The organism is Streptomyces sp. NPDC087270, from assembly GCF_044744625.1.
GTDB lineage: Bacteria > Actinomycetota > Actinomycetes > Streptomycetales > Streptomycetaceae > Actinacidiphila.
In genome coordinates, this window is record NZ_JBIUYR010000026.1 from 1 (window position 1) to 17,642 (window position 17,642).

Genomic DNA, 17,642 nt, shown 5'->3' on the forward strand with positions numbered 1-17,642 from the left:
GCGCCCCGCTCTCTCTACTTGTTGACGCAGCACGTCAACACCGCCGCCTTTTTTGTGGTGCCGGGGTGGGTGGGGGGGGGGCTGCCGGCGGCCTGGGGGGGGCCCCGCGGCACCGTGGTCCTGCTGGTACTACGTCCTGCGGTCAAACGTCCTTCAGCGTGCGCCCGCCGCGGCGGCGAGCCGCACCTCCGCCCGGCGCTCGGCACCGGCGTCGTCCTCGGACTTGGAGCGCTGAAGTGCCCGCTCCGCCCGGTCGACGTCGATCTCGTCGGCGAGTTCGGCGATCTCCGCGAGGACGGAGAGCTTGTTGTCCGCGAAGGAGATGAACCCGCCGTGCACGGCGGCGATGACGGTGCCGCCGTCGCTGGTCCTGATGGTGATCGGACCGGACTGGAGCACCCCGAGCAGCGGCTCGTGGTTGGCCATGATGCCGATGTCACCCGACTTGGTACGGGCGACGACCAGGTTGGCCTCGCCGGACCAGACGTTGCGGTCCGCGGCGACCAGCTCGACGTGAAGATCGGCCAAGACGGCTCCTCGGGTTGGCACCCACCGCCTGCGGAGGATGCATAGGACACAGAATAAGGGGTGCGACCGGAAGGCTGGTCCGAGGACCCCCTGCGGAGTCCACCGGATCGCCCCCCGGTCGCGTGGGCCTGGCGGCCCGGGTGGTGCGAGGCGTCAGCTCACGCCCAGCTTCTTGGCGTTGGCCTTGAGGTCCTCCAGGCCACCGCACATGAAGAACGCCTGCTCCGGGAAGTGGTCGAACTCACCATCGGCGATCGCGTTGAACGCCGTGATGGACTCGTCCAGCGACACGTCCGAGCCGTCCACACCGGTGAACTGCTTCGCCGCGTGGGTGTTCTGCGACAGGAAGCGCTCGATCCGGCGGGCACGGAAGACGGTGAGCTTGTCCTCCTCGCCGAGCTCGTCGATGCCGAGGATGGAGATGATGTCCTGGAGGTCCTTGTACTTCTGCAGGATTCCCTTGACGCGCGAGGCGCAGTCGTAGTGCTCCTGCGTGATGTACCGCGGGTCCAGGATGCGCGAGGTGGAGTCCAGCGGGTCCACCGCGGGGTAGATGCCCTTCTCCGAGATCGGCCGCGAAAGCACGGTCGTCGCGTCGAGGTGGGCGAAGGTGGTGGCCGGGGCCGGGTCGGTCAGGTCGTCCGCGGGGACGTAGATCGCCTGCATCGAGGTGATCGAGTGACCACGGGTCGAGGTGATCCGCTCCTGGAGCTGGCCCATCTCGTCCGCCAGGTTCGGCTGGTAACCCACCGCGGAGGGCATCCGGCCGAGCAGCGTGGAGACCTCGGAGCCGGCCTGGGTGAACCGGAAGATGTTGTCGATGAAGAACAGCACGTCCTGGCCCTGCACATCGCGGAAGTACTCCGCCATGGTCAGACCGGCCAGCGCGACCCGCAGCCGGGTGCCCGGCGGCTCGTCCATCTGACCGAAGACCAGCGCGGTCTGCGGCAGCACGCCGGACTCTTCCATCTCCGCGATCAGGTCGTTGCCCTCACGGGTGCGCTCGCCGACGCCGGCGAACACGGAAACGCCCTCGTGCAGCTTCGCCACACGCATGATCATTTCCTGGATGAGCACGGTCTTGCCGACGCCCGCGCCGCCGAACAGGCCGATCTTGCCGCCCTTGACGTACGGGGTGAGCAGGTCGACGACCTTCAGGCCGGTCTCGAACATCTCGGTCTTCGACTCGAGGTCGTCGAACTTCGGCGCCTTGCGGTGGATCGCCCAGCGCTCGGTGACCTCGGACTCGGCCGCCGGCTCGTTGAGGATCTGGCCGAGGGTGTTGAAGACGCGGCCCTTGGTGACGTCGCCGACCGGCACGGTGATGCCGTCGCCGGTGTCGGTCACCGGGGCCTGGCGGACCAGGCCGTCGGTGGGCTGCATGGAGATCGCGCGGACCAGGCCGTCGCCGAGGTGCTGCGCTACTTCGAGGGTCAGCGTCTTGGTGGCGCCCGCCTCGGCGTAGTCGTCGACCTCGACGTGGAGGGCGTTGTAGATCTCCGGCATGGCGTCGACGGGGAACTCCACGTCGACGACCGGGCCGATGACCCGGGCTACGCGGCCGGCGGCCACGCCGGCCGTGGGTGCCGTTTCAGCAGTGGTGGTCATAGTGGTCAGTCACTCCCCGCGCTCGCGTCGGCGAGGGCGCTGGCGCCACCGACGATCTCGCTGATTTCCTGGGTGATGTCGGCCTGTCGGGCCGCGTTGGCAAGCCGCGTGAGCGACTTGATGAGGTCTTCCGCGTTGTCCGTGGCGGACTTCATCGCCCGGCGGCGGGCCGCGTGCTCGGAAGCGGCGGCCTGGAGCAGGGCGTTGTAGATCCGGCTCTCGACGTACCGCGGCAGCAGCGCGTCGAGCACGCCTTCCGCGGACGGCTCGAACTCGAACAGCGGCAGAGCCTCGCTCTTCGCCGGTGCGGCGTCGCCGTCGCCGGCCCCGCCGTCCTGGTCCTTGACCGACAGCGGCAGCAGCCGCCGGTCCACCGGGTTCTGGGTCATCATCGACACGAACTGCGTGAAGACGATGTGCAGTTCGTCCACGCCGCCGTCGGCCGTGTCCGCCAGCACCGACTCGATCATCGGTGCCGCCGCGGTCTTGGCGTCGGCGTAGCTCGGGCTGTCCGAGAAACCGGTCCAGGTGCCGGCGACCTTGCGCTCACGGAACGCGTAGTACGCCACCGCCTTGCGGCCGATCAGGTAGGAGTCGACCTCCTTGCCCTCCGCGCGCAGCCGCTCGGTGAGCCGCTCGGCCGCCTTGATCGCGTTGGACGAGTACCCGCCGGCCAGACCGCGGTCGCTGGTGACGACCAGTACCGCGGCCCGGGTGGGGTGCTCCGCCTCGGTGGTCAGCGGGTGCTTGGTGTTGGAGCCGGTCGCGACCGCGGTCACCGCGCGGGTCAGCTCGTCCGCGTACGGGGACGAGGCCGCCACCTGGCGCTGGGCCTTGATGATCCGCGAGGCCGCGATCATCTCCATCGCCTTGGTGATCTTCTTGGTGGCGGTGACGGACCTGATCCGGCGCTTGTAGACCCGAATCTGTGCGCCCATGCGATCAGCCCTCGACCAGCAGCGCGCCCGAGGACGTCTCGAACTGCTTCTTGAAGGCGGCCACCGCGTCGGTCAGCGCGTCCACGGTCTCGTCCGGCAACTGGCCGGTCTCGACGATCGCGGTCAGCATCGACTTGTGCTCGCGGTGCAGGTAGTCCAGCAGCTCGCGCTCGAACCGGCGGATGTCCTCGACCGGTACGTCGTCGAGCTTGCCGGTGGTGCCTGCCCAGATCGACACGACCTGGTCCTCGATCGGGAACGGCGCGTACTGGCCCTGCTTGACCAGTTCCATCATCCGCTGACCACGGCCGAGCTGCGCCTTGGAGGCCGCGTCGAGGTCGGAACCGAAGGCGGCGAACGCCTCCAGCTCGCGGAACTGGGCCAGGTCCAGCTTGAGCCGGCCGGCCACCTTGCGCATCGCCTTGATCTGCGCGGAGCCGCCGACCCGGGAGACCGAGATACCGACGTTCAGCGCGGGCCGCTGGCCGGCGTTGAACAGGTCGGACTCCAGGAAGCACTGGCCGTCGGTGATGGAGATGACGTTGGTCGGGATGAACGCCGACACGTCGTTGGCCTTCGTCTCCACGATCGGCAGACCGGTCATGGAGCCGGCGCCGAGGTCGTCGGAGAGCTTCGCGCAGCGCTCCAGCAGGCGCGAGTGCAGGTAGAAGACGTCACCCGGGTACGCCTCGCGGCCCGGCGGGCGGCGCAGCAGCAGGGAGACGGCGCGGTAGGCGTCGGCCTGCTTCGACAGGTCGTCGAAGATGATCAGGACGTGCTTGCCCTGGTACATCCAGTGCTGGCCGATGGCCGAGCCGGTGTACGGGGCGAGGTACTTGAAGCCGGCCGGGTCGGACGCCGGGGCGGCGACGATCGTGGTGTACTCCAGCGCGCCGGCCTCCTCCAGCGAGGCGCGCACGCCCGCGATGGTGGAGCCCTTCTGGCCGATGGCGACGTAGATGCAGCGGACCTGCTTCTTCGGGTCGCCGGAGCGCCAGTTGTCGCGCTGGTTGATGATCGTGTCGATGGTCAGCGCGGTCTTGCCGGTCTGCCGGTCACCGATGATCAGCTGGCGCTGGCCGCGGCCGATCGGGGTCATCGCGTCGACGGCCTTCAGGCCGGTCTGCATCGGCTCGTGCACCGACTTGCGCTGCATGACGGTGGGCGCCTGGAGTTCGAGGGCACGCCGGCCCTCGGTCTCGATCTCGCCGAGGCCGTCGATCGGGTTGCCCAGCGGGTCGATGACCCGGCCGAGGTAGCCCTCGCCGACCGCGACGGAGAGCACCTCACCGGTGCGCTGCACCGGCTGGCCCTCCTCCACGCCGTCGAACTCGCCGAGGATGATCGCACCGATCTCGCGCTCCTCGAGGTTGAGGGCGAGGCCGAGGGTGCCGTCCTCGAACTTCAGCAACTCGTTCGCCATGGCCGAGGGCAGACCCTCGACCTTCGCGATGCCGTCACCGGCAACGCTGACCGTGCCGACCTCCTCGCGCGAGGCGGCGTCCGGCTGGTACGACTGGACGAAAGTATCCAGCGCGTCCCGGATCTCCTCCGGCCGGATCGTGAGCTCCGCCATCTGGGTTCCCTGCTCTCCTTGTTGGGCCCTGTATTCCTCACGGCCCAACTAGGGCCGCCTTCATGCTTGTTGCGTTGGTGGCTGTCAGCCGGCCATACGGCGGGCGGCTTCGTCGAGCCGGTCCGCGATGGAGCCGTTGATGACCTCGTCGCCGACGCGTACCCGCACCCCGCCGAGGACCTCGGGGTCCACGTCAAGGTTCAGGTGCACCGGGCGGCCGTAGATGCGGGACAGCGCGTCTGCGAGCCGCTGCTTCTGCCGGTCACTGAGCGGAATGGCCGAGACCACTTCCGCCACCGTCCGGCCCCGGCGGGCCGCTGCCAGCTTGGACAGGGATTCGATCCCGCCCTCCAGGCTACGTCCTCGCGGCGCGGTGACCAGTCGTACGACCAGCCGTTCCGTGACCGGATTGGCACGGCCGCCGAGCAGCGTGCCCAGCAGGGCAGCCTTGGCGTCCGCGGTCGCGGCCCGGTCGGCCAGCGCGGCGCGCAGCTCGCTGCTGCCCGCGGCGATCCGGCCGAAGCGGAAGAGCTCGTCCTCGACGTCGTCCAGGTCGCCACCGCGCTGGGCGGCGATCAGGTCGGCGGTGTCGGCCAGTTCCTCCAGGGCGTCCACCAGGTCGCGCGAGCGCGACCAGCGGGACCGGACCATGCCGGCCACCAGGTCGGCCGCTTCGCCGCCGATCTGGCTGCCGAGCAGCCTGCGGACGAGCTGCGCCTTGGCCTCACCGGTCTGCGCCGGGTCGGTCAGCGCGCGCCGCAGTCCGCTCTCGCGGTCCAGCAGCGTGGTGACCGAGGACAGCTCACCGGCGAGCCCGGCCGCGTCCACCGACGTACTGTCGGTCAGCGCGTCCAGCCGCTCGCGGGCGGCCGCCAGTGCCTCGCGGCTCGCACCGTTCATCGTGCCGCCTCAGCGGAAGATGCGGCGCTCTGCTCCAGGCCGTCCAGGAAGCGGTCGACCACGCGGGACTGCCGGGCGGAGTCCTCCAGGGACTCGCCGACCACGCGACCGGCCAGGTCGGTGGCGATCTTGCCGACCTCCTGCCGGAGGCTGACCGTCACCTGGCGGCGATCCGCTTCGATCTGGGCATGGCCCGCCGCGATGATGGAGTCGCGCTGCCGCGAACCCTCCTCGCGCATCTCCGCGATGATCTGCGCGCCCTGCTCGCGGGCCTGCTCGGTGATCCGGGCCGCCTCGTGGCGGGCCTCGGCGAGCTGGGCCCTGTACTCCTCAAGCGTGCGATTGGCGTCGGCCTGAGCCTTCTCCGCCCGCTCCAGGCCACCCTCGATCGCGTCGTGCCGCTCTGCGAGGGTCTTCTGGATGTTCGGCAGGAGCTTCTTCCCGAGGATGCCGAAGACGATGAAGAAGCAGAGCAGGCCGACGATCAGTTCAGCGGTGTCGGGGATGAGCGGGTTCTGGGACCCCCCCTCCGCCAGGAAGTTCATCATGTCCGAGCCTTTCGTCGGGTACGGCTACTGACGGTCCGGGTCAGGCCGAGAAGATGAAGGGCACGACCAGGCCGAGGAGCGCGAGCACCTCGCACAGGGCGAAGCCGAGGAACATGTTGGTACGGATGACCGGCATGGCTTCGGGCTGGCGGGCCATGGCCTCGATCGAGTGGCCGAAGACCAGACCGATGCCGACACCGGGGCCGATGGCGGCGAGACCGTAGGCGACGGCGCCCAGGTTGCCCTTGATCTGGATGGTGTTCGCGGCGAGGTTGACAAGCTCGGCAGACATCTTCCCTGTCTTCCTTGAGTGTTGCGGTCCGCTGGGGTGCTTCCCAGTGGAGGGTCCGATTGGGGCGAGTGGGGGTCAGTGACCCTCTTCAAGCGCTCCGCTGATGTAAATCGAGGCGAGCAGCGTGAAGATGTACGCCTGGAGGAACTGGATCAGCACCTCGAAGGCGGTCATACCGGCTGCCAGGACGAACGAACCGCCGGCGACCGCCGACAGGAACGAAGGGGTCAGCAGGTACCAGCTTGCGACGCTGAACATCACGATCAGCATGTGGCCGGCGAACATGTTGGCCCACAGCCGCACCGCGAGGGTGAACGGCCGGGTGATCACGTTCTGGATGAACTCCAGCAGCACGATCAGGGGGACCAGGAACTTGGGCAGGCCGGGAATCCAGACCAGGTTCTTGACGCCACCGCGGAAGCCGTGCGTCTTGAAGGTCAGGTACATGTACGTGATGAACACCAGCGCGGCCAGCGCGACCGGGAACGCAAAGCGCGAGGTCGCCGGGAACTGCGCCAGCGGGATGATGGACATCACGTTCATGATCCACACGAAGAAGAAGATCGACGTGAGGAAGGGGACGTACTTGTCGCCCTTCTTGCCGATCACCTCGCGGGCGATGCTACGAGCCACGAACGTGTAGCCGATCTCACCGACCAGCTGCAGCTTTCCCGGCACCAGCTTGGGCTTGCTGAAGGCCGCCCAGAAGAAGCCCACCACCAGCAGCATGCAGATGATCGCGAGCAGCATCGGCTTGGTGAAGTCGAAGCTGCCGATGCTGAAGATCGGCTTGAAGTCGAACGAGTTGAGACCCGGAGCGGGGAATGCGCAGTCGTGCTGGATGTGGCATCCAGCTTCAGCGAGCAGCGTGTGGGCACTCACCCGTGACTCCTTCGTCGTGACGCATAAGTAACGGCAACCTTGTGTGTCAGCGCGGCTGGTGGGGCCGCTGTTCGGCACTGCGGGTAGGGCGTGGCGAAGCTCGCTCGGTCCGCTGAGAGCCCGCATCGCGTCGCGGGCATCCGTCTTCCGTGCCGCCAGTGCGGTTCCGGTTCCGAATACACCGCAGGGCGCGGGGGCTTGACCCTCTGCATGTGCGAGGGGCCCTCACGTCCGGATGCGACTTCGGACGATAGCAGACCTGGATGAAGGCCCCTTACCCTCCCCTTACGTAGCATCGCGCGACCCCGTCCCGACCGCGTCCGCCTCCTGCTTCCGGGCAGCGGGGACCGAGGGTTCGGGATCGACGTAGAGCATCCGGCTGGTCAGCGACTGCTTGATCTGCCCGCCCACCCAGGCGAGCGCGGTGACCAGCAGGGTCAGGCCGAACGCGCGGCCGTTGAAAGCGCTGGTGTTCTTGAAGACGACGATGAAGACGCCGATCAGCAGGATCTGCACGGCGTAGACCAGCATCCCGGCGGACATCGCCAGCTGGGGCCGGTCCTCGGTGATCCGCATCAGCGCCCAGGAGCCGGCCGCGAAGAAGACAGCGACCACTGCAACTGCCACCACCCCGCCGAGCAGTCCCTTCTCGCCTGCGACGAGGGCACTGACCACGGTGGAGATGACTCCGACGGGCCCGGCCACGAGGGCGGAGCCCCGGAGAATCCGGGCGTCGTTGGGCTGCATGGGGCGGCTCCTCCGGCGGGAGTTGGGGCGAGCGGGTGTCGTCGGAGACGAGCGGGGCGAGGCGGGACGGTGGTGAGGGTGTGCCTCTCGCCGGAAGACCGTCTCTCTCAAGGTCTTTCGGCGCGTTCCCTGCTTTCGTGAACGGTATCACAAAGTATTTGATGCGGTCTTTACCATGAAGATGTGCTGCCTGTCACACACAGGAGGTAGCAACACGCCGTCCCTTTTACCTGAGTTGTCCCTCGTTCGGGAAACGACCGATCACGGCGCGTTGTTGATCGGCTACCGTTCACCGACCGCTGTTGGCGGTGGGCGCGGGGTGGGTGGTGGTGGTCGCGGACCGCTCCGGCAGCCGGGGCCGATCCCCCACCGCCGTCGAGCCGTTGAGCGCCGGCCGGTCCGGGCCGCGCATCTCCCGCTCGGCCGCGGCCGCGGCGGCCGCCAGCCGGCGGCGCCTGCGCCGGTAGCGCGGCGGCACCACCGACTCCGCCCAACGCGGCGCGTGCGGCCGGAAGGCCGGCAGCAGCAGGACCACCAGGCCGATCGCGCTCAGCGCCACGATCACCAGCACGATCCACAGGCTGGAGGAACTCACCGAGAACGCCACCGCGGAGAAGGCGAACAGCGCCGCCCAGAAGTACATGATCAGCACCGCGCGGCTGTGCGTGTGCCCCAACTCCAGCAGCCGGTGGTGCAGATGGCCGCGGTCGGCGGCGAACGGCGACTGGCCGCGCCAGGTCCTGCGGACCACCGCGAGCACCAGGTCCGCGGCCGGGATCGCGATCATCGTCAGCGGCAGCAGCAGCGGCATGTAGACCGGCACCATGAAGTGCACGGTCTGCCGGGTGGACCCGGTGAAGTCGGTGATGGCGTCCGGGTCGACCTGCCCGGTGATCGAGATCGCGCCGGACGCCAGCACCAGGCCGATCAGCATCGAGCCGGAGTCGCCCATGAAGATCCGCGCCGGGTGGATGTTGTGCGGCAGGAAGCCGACGCACATGCCGATCAGGATCGCCGAGAAGAGCGTCGCGGGCGCGGCCTGCTCGATGCCGTAGCCGTACCACATGCGGTAGGCGTACATGAAGAACGCGATGGACGCGATGCACACCATGCCGGCCGCGAGGCCGTCCAGGCCGTCCACGAAGTTGACCGCGTTGATGGTGATCACCACCAGCGCGACGGTGAGCAGCGTGGACTGCACCGGGGTGAAGATGATCGTGCCGAAGCCCGGCACCGGCAGCCACAGGATGGCCAGCCCCTGGAAGACCATGACGCCGGCGGCGATCATCTGCACGCCGAGCTTGATCAGCGCGTCCACGCCCCACTTGTCGTCCAGCACGCCCAGCAGCCAGATCAGCCCGGCCCCGGAGAGCAGCGCCCGCGGCTCGCTGGAGAGCTTGAAGACCCCGGAGAGGTTGCTGAGGTGCGCGGCGACCAGCAGCCCCGCGCACAGCCCGCCGAACATCGCCATGCCGCCCAGCCGGGGGGTCGGCTCCTTGTGCACGTCGCGGTCGCGGATCGGGGGCATCGCGCCGGCCGCGATCGCGAACTTCCGCACCGGGCCGGTCAGCAGATAGGTGACGGCGGCGGAGACGCACAGGGTCAGCAGATACTCGCGCACAGGCAGCCTCCGACGTATTCGGGGGTGCGGCGGGCACGCGCACACGTCCGGGGGATCTTCACAGCGTCACACCCTAGTGGTGGCCGGGCCGGGACGGCGAACACCTATCGAGACTCACAGGCGGCCCGGACGGTTGCAGATGGCCCGTTGTGGGCAGGTAAAGAGATCGGCCCGGCCGCGGTGGCCGCAGAAACCGCAGGTCGGCGGCGAGGCGGCGGTCGGCCCCGGCCGCGGGAGGATTCGCGCGGCGCCCGGAGAGCGACCAAGATCACGGTCCGGCCGCAGCCCGACGGCAGTCGGATCACGGACCGCCGGAGCGGGCCGGGCGGCCGAACGATCGGCCCGTGGGCGGCCGTGGGCCCGTCCCGATGGGGCGGTGGGCGGTTGCAGTGCGGTGGGGCCGTCCCGATGGGGCGGTGGGCGGTTGCAGTGCGGTGGGGCCGTGCGATGCGGCGGTGGGACGGTTGCAGTGCGGCGGTGAGGCGGTCGGCGGCCGGTCGCCGGAATCCCGGTGAGCGCGGTCCTCCGGTCAGACGGTCGCCGGAATCCCGGTGAGCGCGGTCACCACCGGGTCCAGGGCGTCGTGGATCTCCTCGCCGATGCTGCGGAAGTACGAGATCGGGGCGCCGTAGGGATCGTGCACCTCGTCGGCGTCCGGGCTGGGGGCCAGCAGCCAGCCGCGCAGCGCGGCCGCGGCCCGGACCAGCGCGCGGGCCCGCTCGGTGACGCTGCCGTCGGGCAGCGTGGCCGGGTCTATCGCCCGCACCAGCCGGGTGAACTCCTTGAGCGTGAAGGTGCGCAGTCCCGCCGCGTGCCCCATCGAGATGACCTGGGCCCTGTGGTCGCGGGTGGCGGTGAGCACCAGGTCGGCGTCGATGACGTGGTCGTCGAGCAGCTCCCGACCGGTGAAGTGGGCCGGGTCCGCGCCGTGCTCGGCGAGCACCGCCGCTGCGTGCACCTCCATCGGGGCCCCTTCGTGGCCCCACGTGCCCGCCGACTCCACGAGGATGGCGTCCGCGCCGGCACCCAGCCGCTGGGCGAGGCCGTGCCGCATCAGCCGCTCGGCGATCGGCGAGCGGCAGACGTTGCCGGTGCACACGTGCAGGACGCGCAGCACGTCGAGTGGGGCGTGAGCGGGGTGGCCGCCTCCCCCGAGTCCGGTCGGCGCAGTGGTGAACCCCCGTATGGCACGCCCGTCGGGCGTGGTCAACGGCGCTCCTCCAAGTCGGGTACCACCTTGCGCAGCTCCTCGGCGCTGATCGCACCGGCCCGCAGCAGCACCGGCACCTTCCCGGTCACGTCGACGATCGAGGACGGCACGGCGGCGGGCGTGGGTCCGGCGTCGAGGTAGATCGCCACGGAGTCGCCGAGCATGCCCTGGGCGGCGTCGCAGTCCTGCGGGGACGGCATGCCGGTGAGGTTGGCGCTGGAGACGGCCATCGGGCCGGTCTCGGTGAGCAGCTCGATGGCGACCGGGTGCAGCGGCATCCGGACCGCCACGGTGCCGCGGGTGTCGCCGAGGTCCCAGCGCAGCGACGGCTGGTGCTTGGTGACCAGGGTCAGCGCGCCCGGCCAGAAGGCGTCGACGAGCTCCCACGCCTGCTCGGAGAAGTCGGTGACGATGCCGTGCAGCGTGTTCGGGGAGCCCACCAGCACCGGTGACGGCATGGAGCGGCCGCGGCCCTTGGCCTCCAGCAGGTCGCCGACCGCGTCCTTGTCGAAGGCGTCCGCGCCGATGCCGTAGACCGTGTCGGTCGGCAGCACCACGAGTTCGCCGCGCTTGACCGCCGAGGTGGCCTCGCGCAGCCCGGTGACCCGGTCGGTCGCGTCCGCGCAGTCGTATCGCCGTGCCATGGGAAGTCCTCCATTAGCTCTTCTGCCGCCGTTGCGGGGGATGCTGTGTTCACGGTGCCGCTTTGCGGGCGGAGGTCCGCGCTCTCACGGTGTCGCCTTGCGGGCAGTGGTGAATCGCGGCCGTTTGTTGAGGTCGGGGTGGTCGGCCGCGTCCGCCCAGCCGGCGTCCTCCTTGAAGATCCACGGCACCTGGCCGCCCTGGGAGTCGGCGTGCTCGATGACGACGACGCCGCCGGGCCGCAGCAGGCGGTGCGCGGTGCGCTCGATGCCGCGGATGGTGTCCAGGCCGTCCTCGCCGGAGAACAGGGCGAGTTCGGGGTCGTGGTCGCGGGCCTCGGGTGCGACGTACTCCCACTCGGTGAGCGGGATGTACGGCGGGTTGGAGACCACCAGGTCGACCTGGCCGTTGAGTTCGGGGAAGGCGGCCAGCGCATCGCCGTGCCGCAGGTCCACCTTGCTGCCGGCGACGTTCTTGCGGGCCCACTCCAGCGCCTGCTCGGACAGCTCCACGGCGTGCACCCGGGACCGGGGCACCTCCTGGGCGAGCGCGAGCGCGATCGCGCCGGAGCCGGTGCACAGGTCGACGATCAGCGGCTCGGCGACGTCCATGGCCCGGACGGCGTCTATGGCCCAGCCGACCACCGACTCCGTCTCCGGGCGGGGCACGAACACCCCTGGCCCGACCTGGAGTTCCAGGTAGCGGAAGAAGGCCCGGCCGGTGATGTGCTGGAGGGGTTCGCGGGCCTCGCGGCGGGCGACGGCCTCCCAGTAGCGCGCGTCGAAGTCCGCGTCGGCCACGGTGTGCAGCTCGCCGCGCTTGACCCCGTGCACGTACGCGGCCAGTTCCTCGGCGTCGAAGCGGGGCGAGGGCACGCCCGCGTCGGCGAGTCGCTGGGCGGCCTGGGCCACCTCGGCGAGCAGCAGGTTCACGTCCGCCCCCTTCTCAGCTGCCGTCGCCGGCCGCGGCCAGCTTCGCGGCGGAGTCGGCGTCCACACACGCCTGGATCATCGCGTCGAGGTCCCCGTCGAGCACCTGGTCCAGGTTGTACGCCTTGAAGCCGACCCGGTGGTCGGAGATGCGGTTCTCCGGGAAGTTGTAGGTGCGGATGCGCTCGGAGCGGTCCACGGTGCGGACCTGGCTGCGGCGGGCGTCGGACGCCTCGCGCTCGGCCTCCTCCTGGGCGGCGGCCAGCAGCCGGGAGCGCAGGATGCGCATCGCCGACTCCTTGTTCTGCAGCTGGCTCTTCTCGTTCTGGCAGGAGACCACCAGGCCGGAGGGAAGGTGGGTGATCCGGACCGCGGAGTCGGTGGTGTTGACCGACTGCCCGCCGGGGCCCGACGAGCGGTAGACGTCGATCCGCAGCTCGTTGGGGTTGATCTCGACCTCGACCTCCTCGGCCTCCGGGGTGACCAGCACGCCGGCGGCGGAGGTGTGGATACGGCCCTGCGACTCGGTGGCCGGCACCCGCTGCACCCGGTGCACGCCGCCTTCGTACTTCAGCCGGGCCCACACGCCCTGGCCGGGCTCGTGGCTCGCCTTGGCCTTGACGGCGACCTGGACGTCCTTGTAGCCGCCGAGGTCGGAGGCGTTGGCGTCGAGGATCTCGGTCTTCCAGCCGACCCGCTCGGCGTACCGCAGGTACATCCGCAGCAGGTCGCCGGCGAACAGCGCGGACTCCTCGCCGCCCTCGCCGGCCTTGACCTCCAGGATGACGTCCTTGTCGTCGCTGGGGTCCCGCGGCACCAGCAGCAGCCGCAGCCGGTCGGTCAGCTCCTCGCGGTGCTTCTCCAGCTCCTTGACCTCGGCGGCGAACTCCGGGTCATCGGCGGCCAGTTCACGCGCGGTCTCGGCGTCCTCGCCGGTCTGCCGCCAGGAGCGGTAGGCGGCGATGATGGGGGTGAGCTCCGCGTACCGCTTGTTGAGCCGGCGGGCGTTGGCCTGGTCGGTGTGGACCGCGGGGTCGGCAAGCTGCTTTTCGAGGTCGGCATGTTCGCCGATCAGTTCCTCGACCGCCTCGAACATCATGTATTCCTGGAGGAGTAGGTGCTGCCTGGGACCGGGCCGCCGTGGGACGGGCGCCGCCGGCTGGGACGCGAGGACGACAAAGCGCCGGTCCGGTCACCCTGGGCTGGGCGACCGGAGACCGGCGCTGGTCGGGTCGCTACTTCTTGGCGGACCCGGCGTTCTTGCCGAAGCGGGCCTCGAAGCGGGCCACGCGGCCGCCGGTGTCGAGGATCTTCTGCTTGCCCGTGTAGAACGGGTGGCACTCGGAGCACACGTCCGCGCGGATCTGGCCGCTGGTCTCGGTGCTGCGGGTGGTGAACGAGGCGCCGCAGGTGCAGGTGACCTGGGTCTCTACGTACTCGGGGTGGATCTCGCGCTTCAAGGGTGCTCCTAGGTTCGGGAGGGCGCCGGGTCGCTCATGCGGGTTGCGTGGGCGTGAACCGGGGCCAGCGGACCAGTCTGCCAGCACTGGCCGCAGCTACCAAAACCAGGTCGGGGCCCGGATAATTCCCGCGACGTCCTCGCAGGTCAGCGCGGTGCGCGCGAGGGTGACGCCGGGAGGACGGGGCTGACGCGGCGCGCGCGGCGGACGCCTACGGCGAGGCCGAACCCGACGGCTTCGAGCCGGCCGGCCCCGACGGCTTCGGAGTGGCCGGCGCCGTGGCCTTGCCGCCGACCACCTTGCCGGCGTCCACGTGGTCGGCGACCGAGCCCTTCGTGGCGTCGGCCGGGATCGGCTTGTCGGCGCGCAGCGCGGCCCACACGATGTCGGCCTGCGCCCGGATCGGCTCGACCCGGTTGGGGTTCGCGGGGTCGTAGCGCACCGGCAGGGTCACCATGTGCACGTCGCCGGAGTGCAGGTGCTGCACGCTCTCGGCGAGCCCGGTCAGCTTGTTCACCGAGCCGAGGCCGGTGTCGGTGGTGACCGCCTTGGTGGCGGTGTCGGCGACCGAGAACAGCTTCGTCGGGCTGGTGAACAGCCCCAGGCCGCCGATCCGGTCGATCAGCGCCTTGATGAACGCCTGCTGGAGCTGGATACGGCCCAGGTCGCTGCCGTCGGCGACGCCGTGCCGGGTGCGGACCAGGCCGAGCGCCTGGGAGCCGTCGAGGGTGTGGGTGCCGGCCGGCAGGTTCAGGTGGCTCTTGTCGTCGTGGATCGCCTTGGTGGTGGTCAGCGGCACCCCGCCGAGGTCGTTGACGAGGTTCTTGAAGCCGGTGAAGTCGACCTCGATGTAGTGGTCCATCCGCAGCCCGGTGAGCTGCTCGACGGTCTTGACCGCACAGGCCGGGCCGCCGACCTCGTAGGCGGTGTTGAACATGACCTGCTGCCCGGCCGGCTCGACGGCGCCCTTGGCGCCGGTGCAGGCCGGGCGGTCCACCAGGGTGTCGCGCGGGATGCTCACCACGCTGGCCTTCTTCCGGCCCTTGTCCAGGTGCACGATCATCGCGGTGTCGGAGCGCGCGGTGCCGCTGTCGTGGCCGTACGCGCGGTTCGCGCCGGAGCGGGAGTCCGAGCCGAGCACCAGGATGTCCATCGAGCCGTTGTCGAGCCGGGCCGGGCGGTGGGTGCCCAGGGCGCCGTCGATGTCGACGCTGTGGATGTTGGCGTTGAGCCGGTGGTAGAGGTATCCGGCGCCGGTCGCGCCGAGCAGCACCACTCCGGACGCGGTCCAGGCGACGATGTGCAGGGTGCGCCGGCGGCGTCGGCGGGCCGCTCCGGCCCCGCTGGGGCTGGAGCCGGTCCGCGGCTGCTGCTCGTCCGGCATGGCGGCACCTCGGCTTCCTGAGCGTCCGGTGTCAGGCGTCCCGCGGGTCCGGTGTGCGGCCCTGCGGCTCCCGACGCCGGGAATGTCCGTAACGTCAGACGTTCCATCGTGCGCCCGGGGTGCGGGTGCCGCCATTCGAGGGGCGAGCGGGCAGTGCGTCGACGAGGGGCCGACGGGGGCGGACGGGGGCCGCAAACCGCGACCGCCCGCGTATCCCCAGGTCAGCTGGGGTACGCGGGCGGTCGGACCGACCCTGGCGGTTACTGTCAGTCGTTGTTCTGGCCAGGGGTGGTCTTGGCGATCTGCATCAGGAACTCGGCGTTGGACTTGGTCTGCTTCATCTTGTCCAGCAGCAGCTCGATCGCCTGCTGCGAGTCGAGCGCGTGGAGCACCCGGCGCAGCTTCCAGACGATCGCCAACTCCTCGCGGTCCAGGAGGATTTCCTCCTTGCGGGTGCCGGACGGGTCGACGTCCACCGCGGGGAAGATCCGCTTGTCGGCGAGCTTCCGGTCGAGCTTGAGCTCCATGTTGCCGGTGCCCTTGAACTCCTCGAAGATCACCTCGTCCATCCGCGAGCCGGTCTCGACCAGCGCGGTGGCCAGGATGGTCAGCGAGCCGCCGTCCTCGATGTTCCGCGCGGCACCGAAGAAGCGCTTCGGCGGGTAGAGCGCGGTCGAGTCGACACCACCGGACAGGATGCGGCCGGAGGCGGGCGCCGCCAGGTTGTAGGCGCGGCCCAGCCGGGTGATGGAGTCGAGCAGCACCACCACGTCGTGGCCCAGCTCCACCAGCCGCTTGGCCCGCTCGATGGCGAGTTCGGCGACGGTGGTGTGGTCCTCGGCGGGCCGGTCGAAGGTCGAGGAGATGACCTCGCCCTTCACCGAGCGCTGCATGTCGGTGACCTCTTCGGGCCGCTCGTCGACGAGGACGACCATCAGGTGGCACTCGGGGTTGTTGGTGGTGATCGCGTTGGCGACCGCCTGCATGATCATCGTCTTGCCGGTCTTCGGCGGGGCGACGATCAGGCCGCGCTGGCCCTTGCCGATCGGCGAGACCAGGTCGATGATCCGCGTGGTCAGCACGCCCGGGTCGGTCTCCAGCCGGAGCCGGTCCTGCGGGTACAGCGGGGTGAGCTTGTTGAACTCCGGACGGCCGCGGCCGGAGTCGGCGCCCATGCCGTTCGCGGAGTCGAGGCGGACCAGCGCGTTGAACTTCTCGCGCCGCTCGCCGTCCTTGGGCTGGCGCACCGCGCCGGTGACGTGGTCGCCCTTGCGCAGGCCGTTCTTACGGACCTGGGCGAGCGAGACGTACACGTCGTTCGGCCCCGGCAGGTAGCCCGAGGTGCGGATGAACGCGTAGTTGTCGAGGATGTCGAGGATGCCCGCGACGGGGATCAGCACGTCGTCGTCGGCGACCTGCGGCTCGCCGCCGCCACCGAACTCCTCGCGCCCGCGGCCACGGCCACGGCGGTCGCGGTAACGGCCCCGGCGGCGGCCGCGGCCCTCGCCGAACTCGTCGTCGTCCTGCGGGCCGCTCTGCTGGTGCTGGCCGCCCTGGTGCTGCTGCTGGCCGCCACCCTGGCCGCCGCTCTGCTGCTGGCGGTCCCGGCGACTCTGGCCGCCGCTCTGCTGGCCCTCGCCGCCGTCCTCGCCACGGTTGCGCTGGCGGTCGCGCTGCCGCTCGCGGCGGTCACCGCGCTGGCCGCGCTGGCGCTCCTGGCGGTCGTCCCCGCCGCCCTGCTGCTTGGCGTCGCCGCCCTTGGCCTCGGCGCCCTTGGCCTCACGGCCCTCGGCGCTGTCGGCGGCGGCCTCGGCGGCCCGGTCGGCACCGCGCTCGCCCTGCGCCCGCTCGCTCGCGGAAGCGGCAGCCTTCGCCTTCTCGCCGGCCGGCTGGCCGGGGATCTCGATCTGCTGCTGCTTCGCCTCCTTCGGCTCCTTCGCGGCCGGTGCGGCGGCCGCGGGGGCCTCGGCGGACTCCGCCGCCTGCTCCAGCCGGGCCCGCGAGGTGGCGCGGCGCTTGGGCTTCTCGGCCGGCGCGCCGGTGGCGGCGGCGGGCTTCTCGGCCGCGGCGGCACCGCCGCCGGCCTGGCGCTCCTTGATCGTCTCGATGAGCTGGCCCTTGCGCATCCGCGCGGTGCCCTTGATACCGAGACCTGCGGCGACCTGCTGGAGTTCGGCCAGGACCATGCCCTCCAGGCCGGTCCCGGACCGGCGGCGCCGTGCGGCCGTGGCAGCACCGGTGGCAGGCGCGGCGGCTTCGGACGCGGCGACAGTGTTGTCTGCGCGCACGCCCATCAGATCGGTGGTGTCGCTCACGAAGGGTCCTTCCCTGGAGCGGGCGTCGGCCTGTCTGGCTCGGCGACCGGTCGTGCTGACCG

The 17,642-nt window shown here is 70.5% G+C and carries 17 protein-coding genes; all 17 read right to left on the reverse strand.

The annotated features are described in order from the left end of the window. Positions 1-153 precede the first annotated feature (153 nt). Positions 154-528 (reverse strand): F0F1 ATP synthase subunit epsilon, encoded by a 375-nt coding sequence (locus ACIPAE_RS35825; RefSeq protein ID WP_328469630.1) that lies wholly within the window; start codon positions 526-528, stop codon positions 154-156. Between the two features lie 153 nt (positions 529-681). After that, a complete protein-coding gene (gene atpD / locus ACIPAE_RS35830; RefSeq protein ID WP_329364521.1) occupies positions 682-2,136 on the reverse strand; it encodes a F0F1 ATP synthase subunit beta in 1,455 nt (484 codons plus the stop codon). 5 nt (positions 2,137-2,141) lie between these two features. After that, positions 2,142-3,074: a F0F1 ATP synthase subunit gamma gene (locus ACIPAE_RS35835; protein WP_402451094.1), complete on the reverse strand. Its 933-nt coding sequence runs from the start codon at positions 3,072-3,074 to the stop codon at positions 2,142-2,144. A gap of 4 nt (positions 3,075-3,078) precedes the next feature. Continuing rightward, positions 3,079-4,650 carry a F0F1 ATP synthase subunit alpha gene (atpA, locus tag ACIPAE_RS35840; RefSeq protein WP_329364524.1) on the reverse strand — a complete coding sequence of 524 codons (1,572 nt, stop codon included), beginning with the start codon at positions 4,648-4,650 and terminating at the stop codon, positions 3,079-3,081. 84 nt (positions 4,651-4,734) lie between these two features. After that, positions 4,735-5,550, reverse strand: coding sequence for a F0F1 ATP synthase subunit delta (locus ACIPAE_RS35845; RefSeq protein WP_402451098.1), 816 nt, complete (start codon positions 5,548-5,550; stop codon positions 4,735-4,737). After that, the gene (locus ACIPAE_RS35850) at positions 5,547-6,098 is read right to left on the reverse strand and encodes a F0F1 ATP synthase subunit B (RefSeq protein WP_402451101.1); all 552 of its coding nucleotides are present in this window, start codon (positions 6,096-6,098) and stop codon (positions 5,547-5,549) included. The genes ACIPAE_RS35845 and ACIPAE_RS35850 overlap by 4 nt, the downstream gene beginning before the upstream one ends. 40 nt (positions 6,099-6,138) lie before the next feature. Then, positions 6,139-6,390, reverse strand: a complete 252-nt coding sequence (atpE, locus tag ACIPAE_RS35855) for an ATP synthase F0 subunit C (RefSeq protein ID WP_402451104.1) — start codon at positions 6,388-6,390, stop codon at positions 6,139-6,141. Between the two features lie 75 nt (positions 6,391-6,465). After that, positions 6,466-7,272 (reverse strand): F0F1 ATP synthase subunit A, encoded by an 807-nt coding sequence (gene atpB, locus ACIPAE_RS35860; protein WP_402451106.1) that lies wholly within the window; start codon positions 7,270-7,272, stop codon positions 6,466-6,468. A 285-nt stretch (positions 7,273-7,557) separates the two neighbouring features. Beyond that, complete coding sequence (locus ACIPAE_RS35865; RefSeq protein ID WP_366411621.1) at positions 7,558-8,019, reverse strand: hypothetical protein; 462 nt, start codon at positions 8,017-8,019, stop codon at positions 7,558-7,560. A 289-nt stretch (positions 8,020-8,308) separates the two neighbouring features. Beyond that, positions 8,309-9,640 (reverse strand): MraY family glycosyltransferase, encoded by a 1,332-nt coding sequence (locus ACIPAE_RS35870; RefSeq protein WP_366411622.1) that lies wholly within the window; start codon positions 9,638-9,640, stop codon positions 8,309-8,311. Between the two features lie 529 nt (positions 9,641-10,169). Further along, entirely contained in the window at positions 10,170-10,850 is a 681-nt protein-coding gene (locus ACIPAE_RS35875; RefSeq protein ID WP_402451109.1) for a protein-tyrosine-phosphatase, read from the reverse strand. Continuing rightward, positions 10,847-11,494 carry an L-threonylcarbamoyladenylate synthase gene (locus tag ACIPAE_RS35880; RefSeq protein ID WP_328469610.1) on the reverse strand — a complete coding sequence of 216 codons (648 nt, stop codon included), beginning with the start codon at positions 11,492-11,494 and terminating at the stop codon, positions 10,847-10,849. The genes ACIPAE_RS35875 and ACIPAE_RS35880 overlap by 4 nt, the downstream gene beginning before the upstream one ends. Positions 11,495-11,578: 84 nt before the next feature. Further along, positions 11,579-12,424: a peptide chain release factor N(5)-glutamine methyltransferase gene (prmC, locus tag ACIPAE_RS35885; RefSeq protein WP_329364534.1), complete on the reverse strand. Its 846-nt coding sequence runs from the start codon at positions 12,422-12,424 to the stop codon at positions 11,579-11,581. Positions 12,425-12,437: 13 nt separating this feature from the next. Beyond that, entirely contained in the window at positions 12,438-13,517 is a 1,080-nt protein-coding gene (prfA, locus tag ACIPAE_RS35890) for a peptide chain release factor 1 (RefSeq protein ID WP_329373891.1), read from the reverse strand. Positions 13,518-13,656: 139 nt separating this feature from the next. Beyond that, positions 13,657-13,881 (reverse strand): 50S ribosomal protein L31, encoded by a 225-nt coding sequence (gene rpmE, locus ACIPAE_RS35895; RefSeq protein WP_202236258.1) that lies wholly within the window; start codon positions 13,879-13,881, stop codon positions 13,657-13,659. 211 nt (positions 13,882-14,092) lie between these two features. After that, on the reverse strand, positions 14,093-15,265 hold the full coding sequence (locus ACIPAE_RS35900; protein WP_329364537.1) for an LCP family protein: 1,173 nt from the start codon (positions 15,263-15,265) through the stop codon (positions 14,093-14,095). 266 nt (positions 15,266-15,531) lie between these two features. Continuing rightward, the gene (rho, locus tag ACIPAE_RS35905) at positions 15,532-17,559 is read right to left on the reverse strand and encodes a transcription termination factor Rho (RefSeq protein ID WP_402451232.1); all 2,028 of its coding nucleotides are present in this window, start codon (positions 17,557-17,559) and stop codon (positions 15,532-15,534) included. Between the last annotated feature and the right edge of the window lie 83 nt (positions 17,560-17,642).

What these genes read in the sequence shown, in the direction of transcription:
- ACIPAE_RS35850 (WP_402451101.1), bottom strand. Translation starts at nt 6,098, where the DNA reads ATGATGAACTTCCTGGCGGAGGGGGGGTCCCAGAACCCGCTCATCCCC.
- atpA (WP_329364524.1), bottom strand. Translation starts at nt 4,650, where the DNA reads ATGGCGGAGCTCACGATCCGGCCGGAGGAGATCCGGGACGCGCTGGAT.
- ACIPAE_RS35900 (WP_329364537.1), bottom strand. Translation starts at nt 15,265, where the DNA reads ATGCCGGACGAGCAGCAGCCGCGGACCGGCTCCAGCCCCAGCGGGGCC.
- atpD (WP_329364521.1), bottom strand. Translation starts at nt 2,136, where the DNA reads ATGACCACCACTGCTGAAACGGCACCCACGGCCGGCGTGGCCGCCGGC.
- atpE (WP_402451104.1), bottom strand. Translation starts at nt 6,390, where the DNA reads ATGTCTGCCGAGCTTGTCAACCTCGCCGCGAACACCATCCAGATCAAG.
- ACIPAE_RS35865 (WP_366411621.1), bottom strand. Translation starts at nt 8,019, where the DNA reads ATGCAGCCCAACGACGCCCGGATTCTCCGGGGCTCCGCCCTCGTGGCC.
- ACIPAE_RS35880 (WP_328469610.1), bottom strand. Translation starts at nt 11,494, where the DNA reads ATGGCACGGCGATACGACTGCGCGGACGCGACCGACCGGGTCACCGGG.
- ACIPAE_RS35835 (WP_402451094.1), bottom strand. Translation starts at nt 3,074, where the DNA reads ATGGGCGCACAGATTCGGGTCTACAAGCGCCGGATCAGGTCCGTCACC.
- ACIPAE_RS35845 (WP_402451098.1), bottom strand. Translation starts at nt 5,550, where the DNA reads ATGAACGGTGCGAGCCGCGAGGCACTGGCGGCCGCCCGCGAGCGGCTG.
- prfA (WP_329373891.1), bottom strand. Translation starts at nt 13,517, where the DNA reads ATGTTCGAGGCGGTCGAGGAACTGATCGGCGAACATGCCGACCTCGAA.
- rho (WP_402451232.1), bottom strand. Translation starts at nt 17,559, where the DNA reads ATGGGCGTGCGCGCAGACAACACTGTCGCCGCGTCCGAAGCCGCCGCG.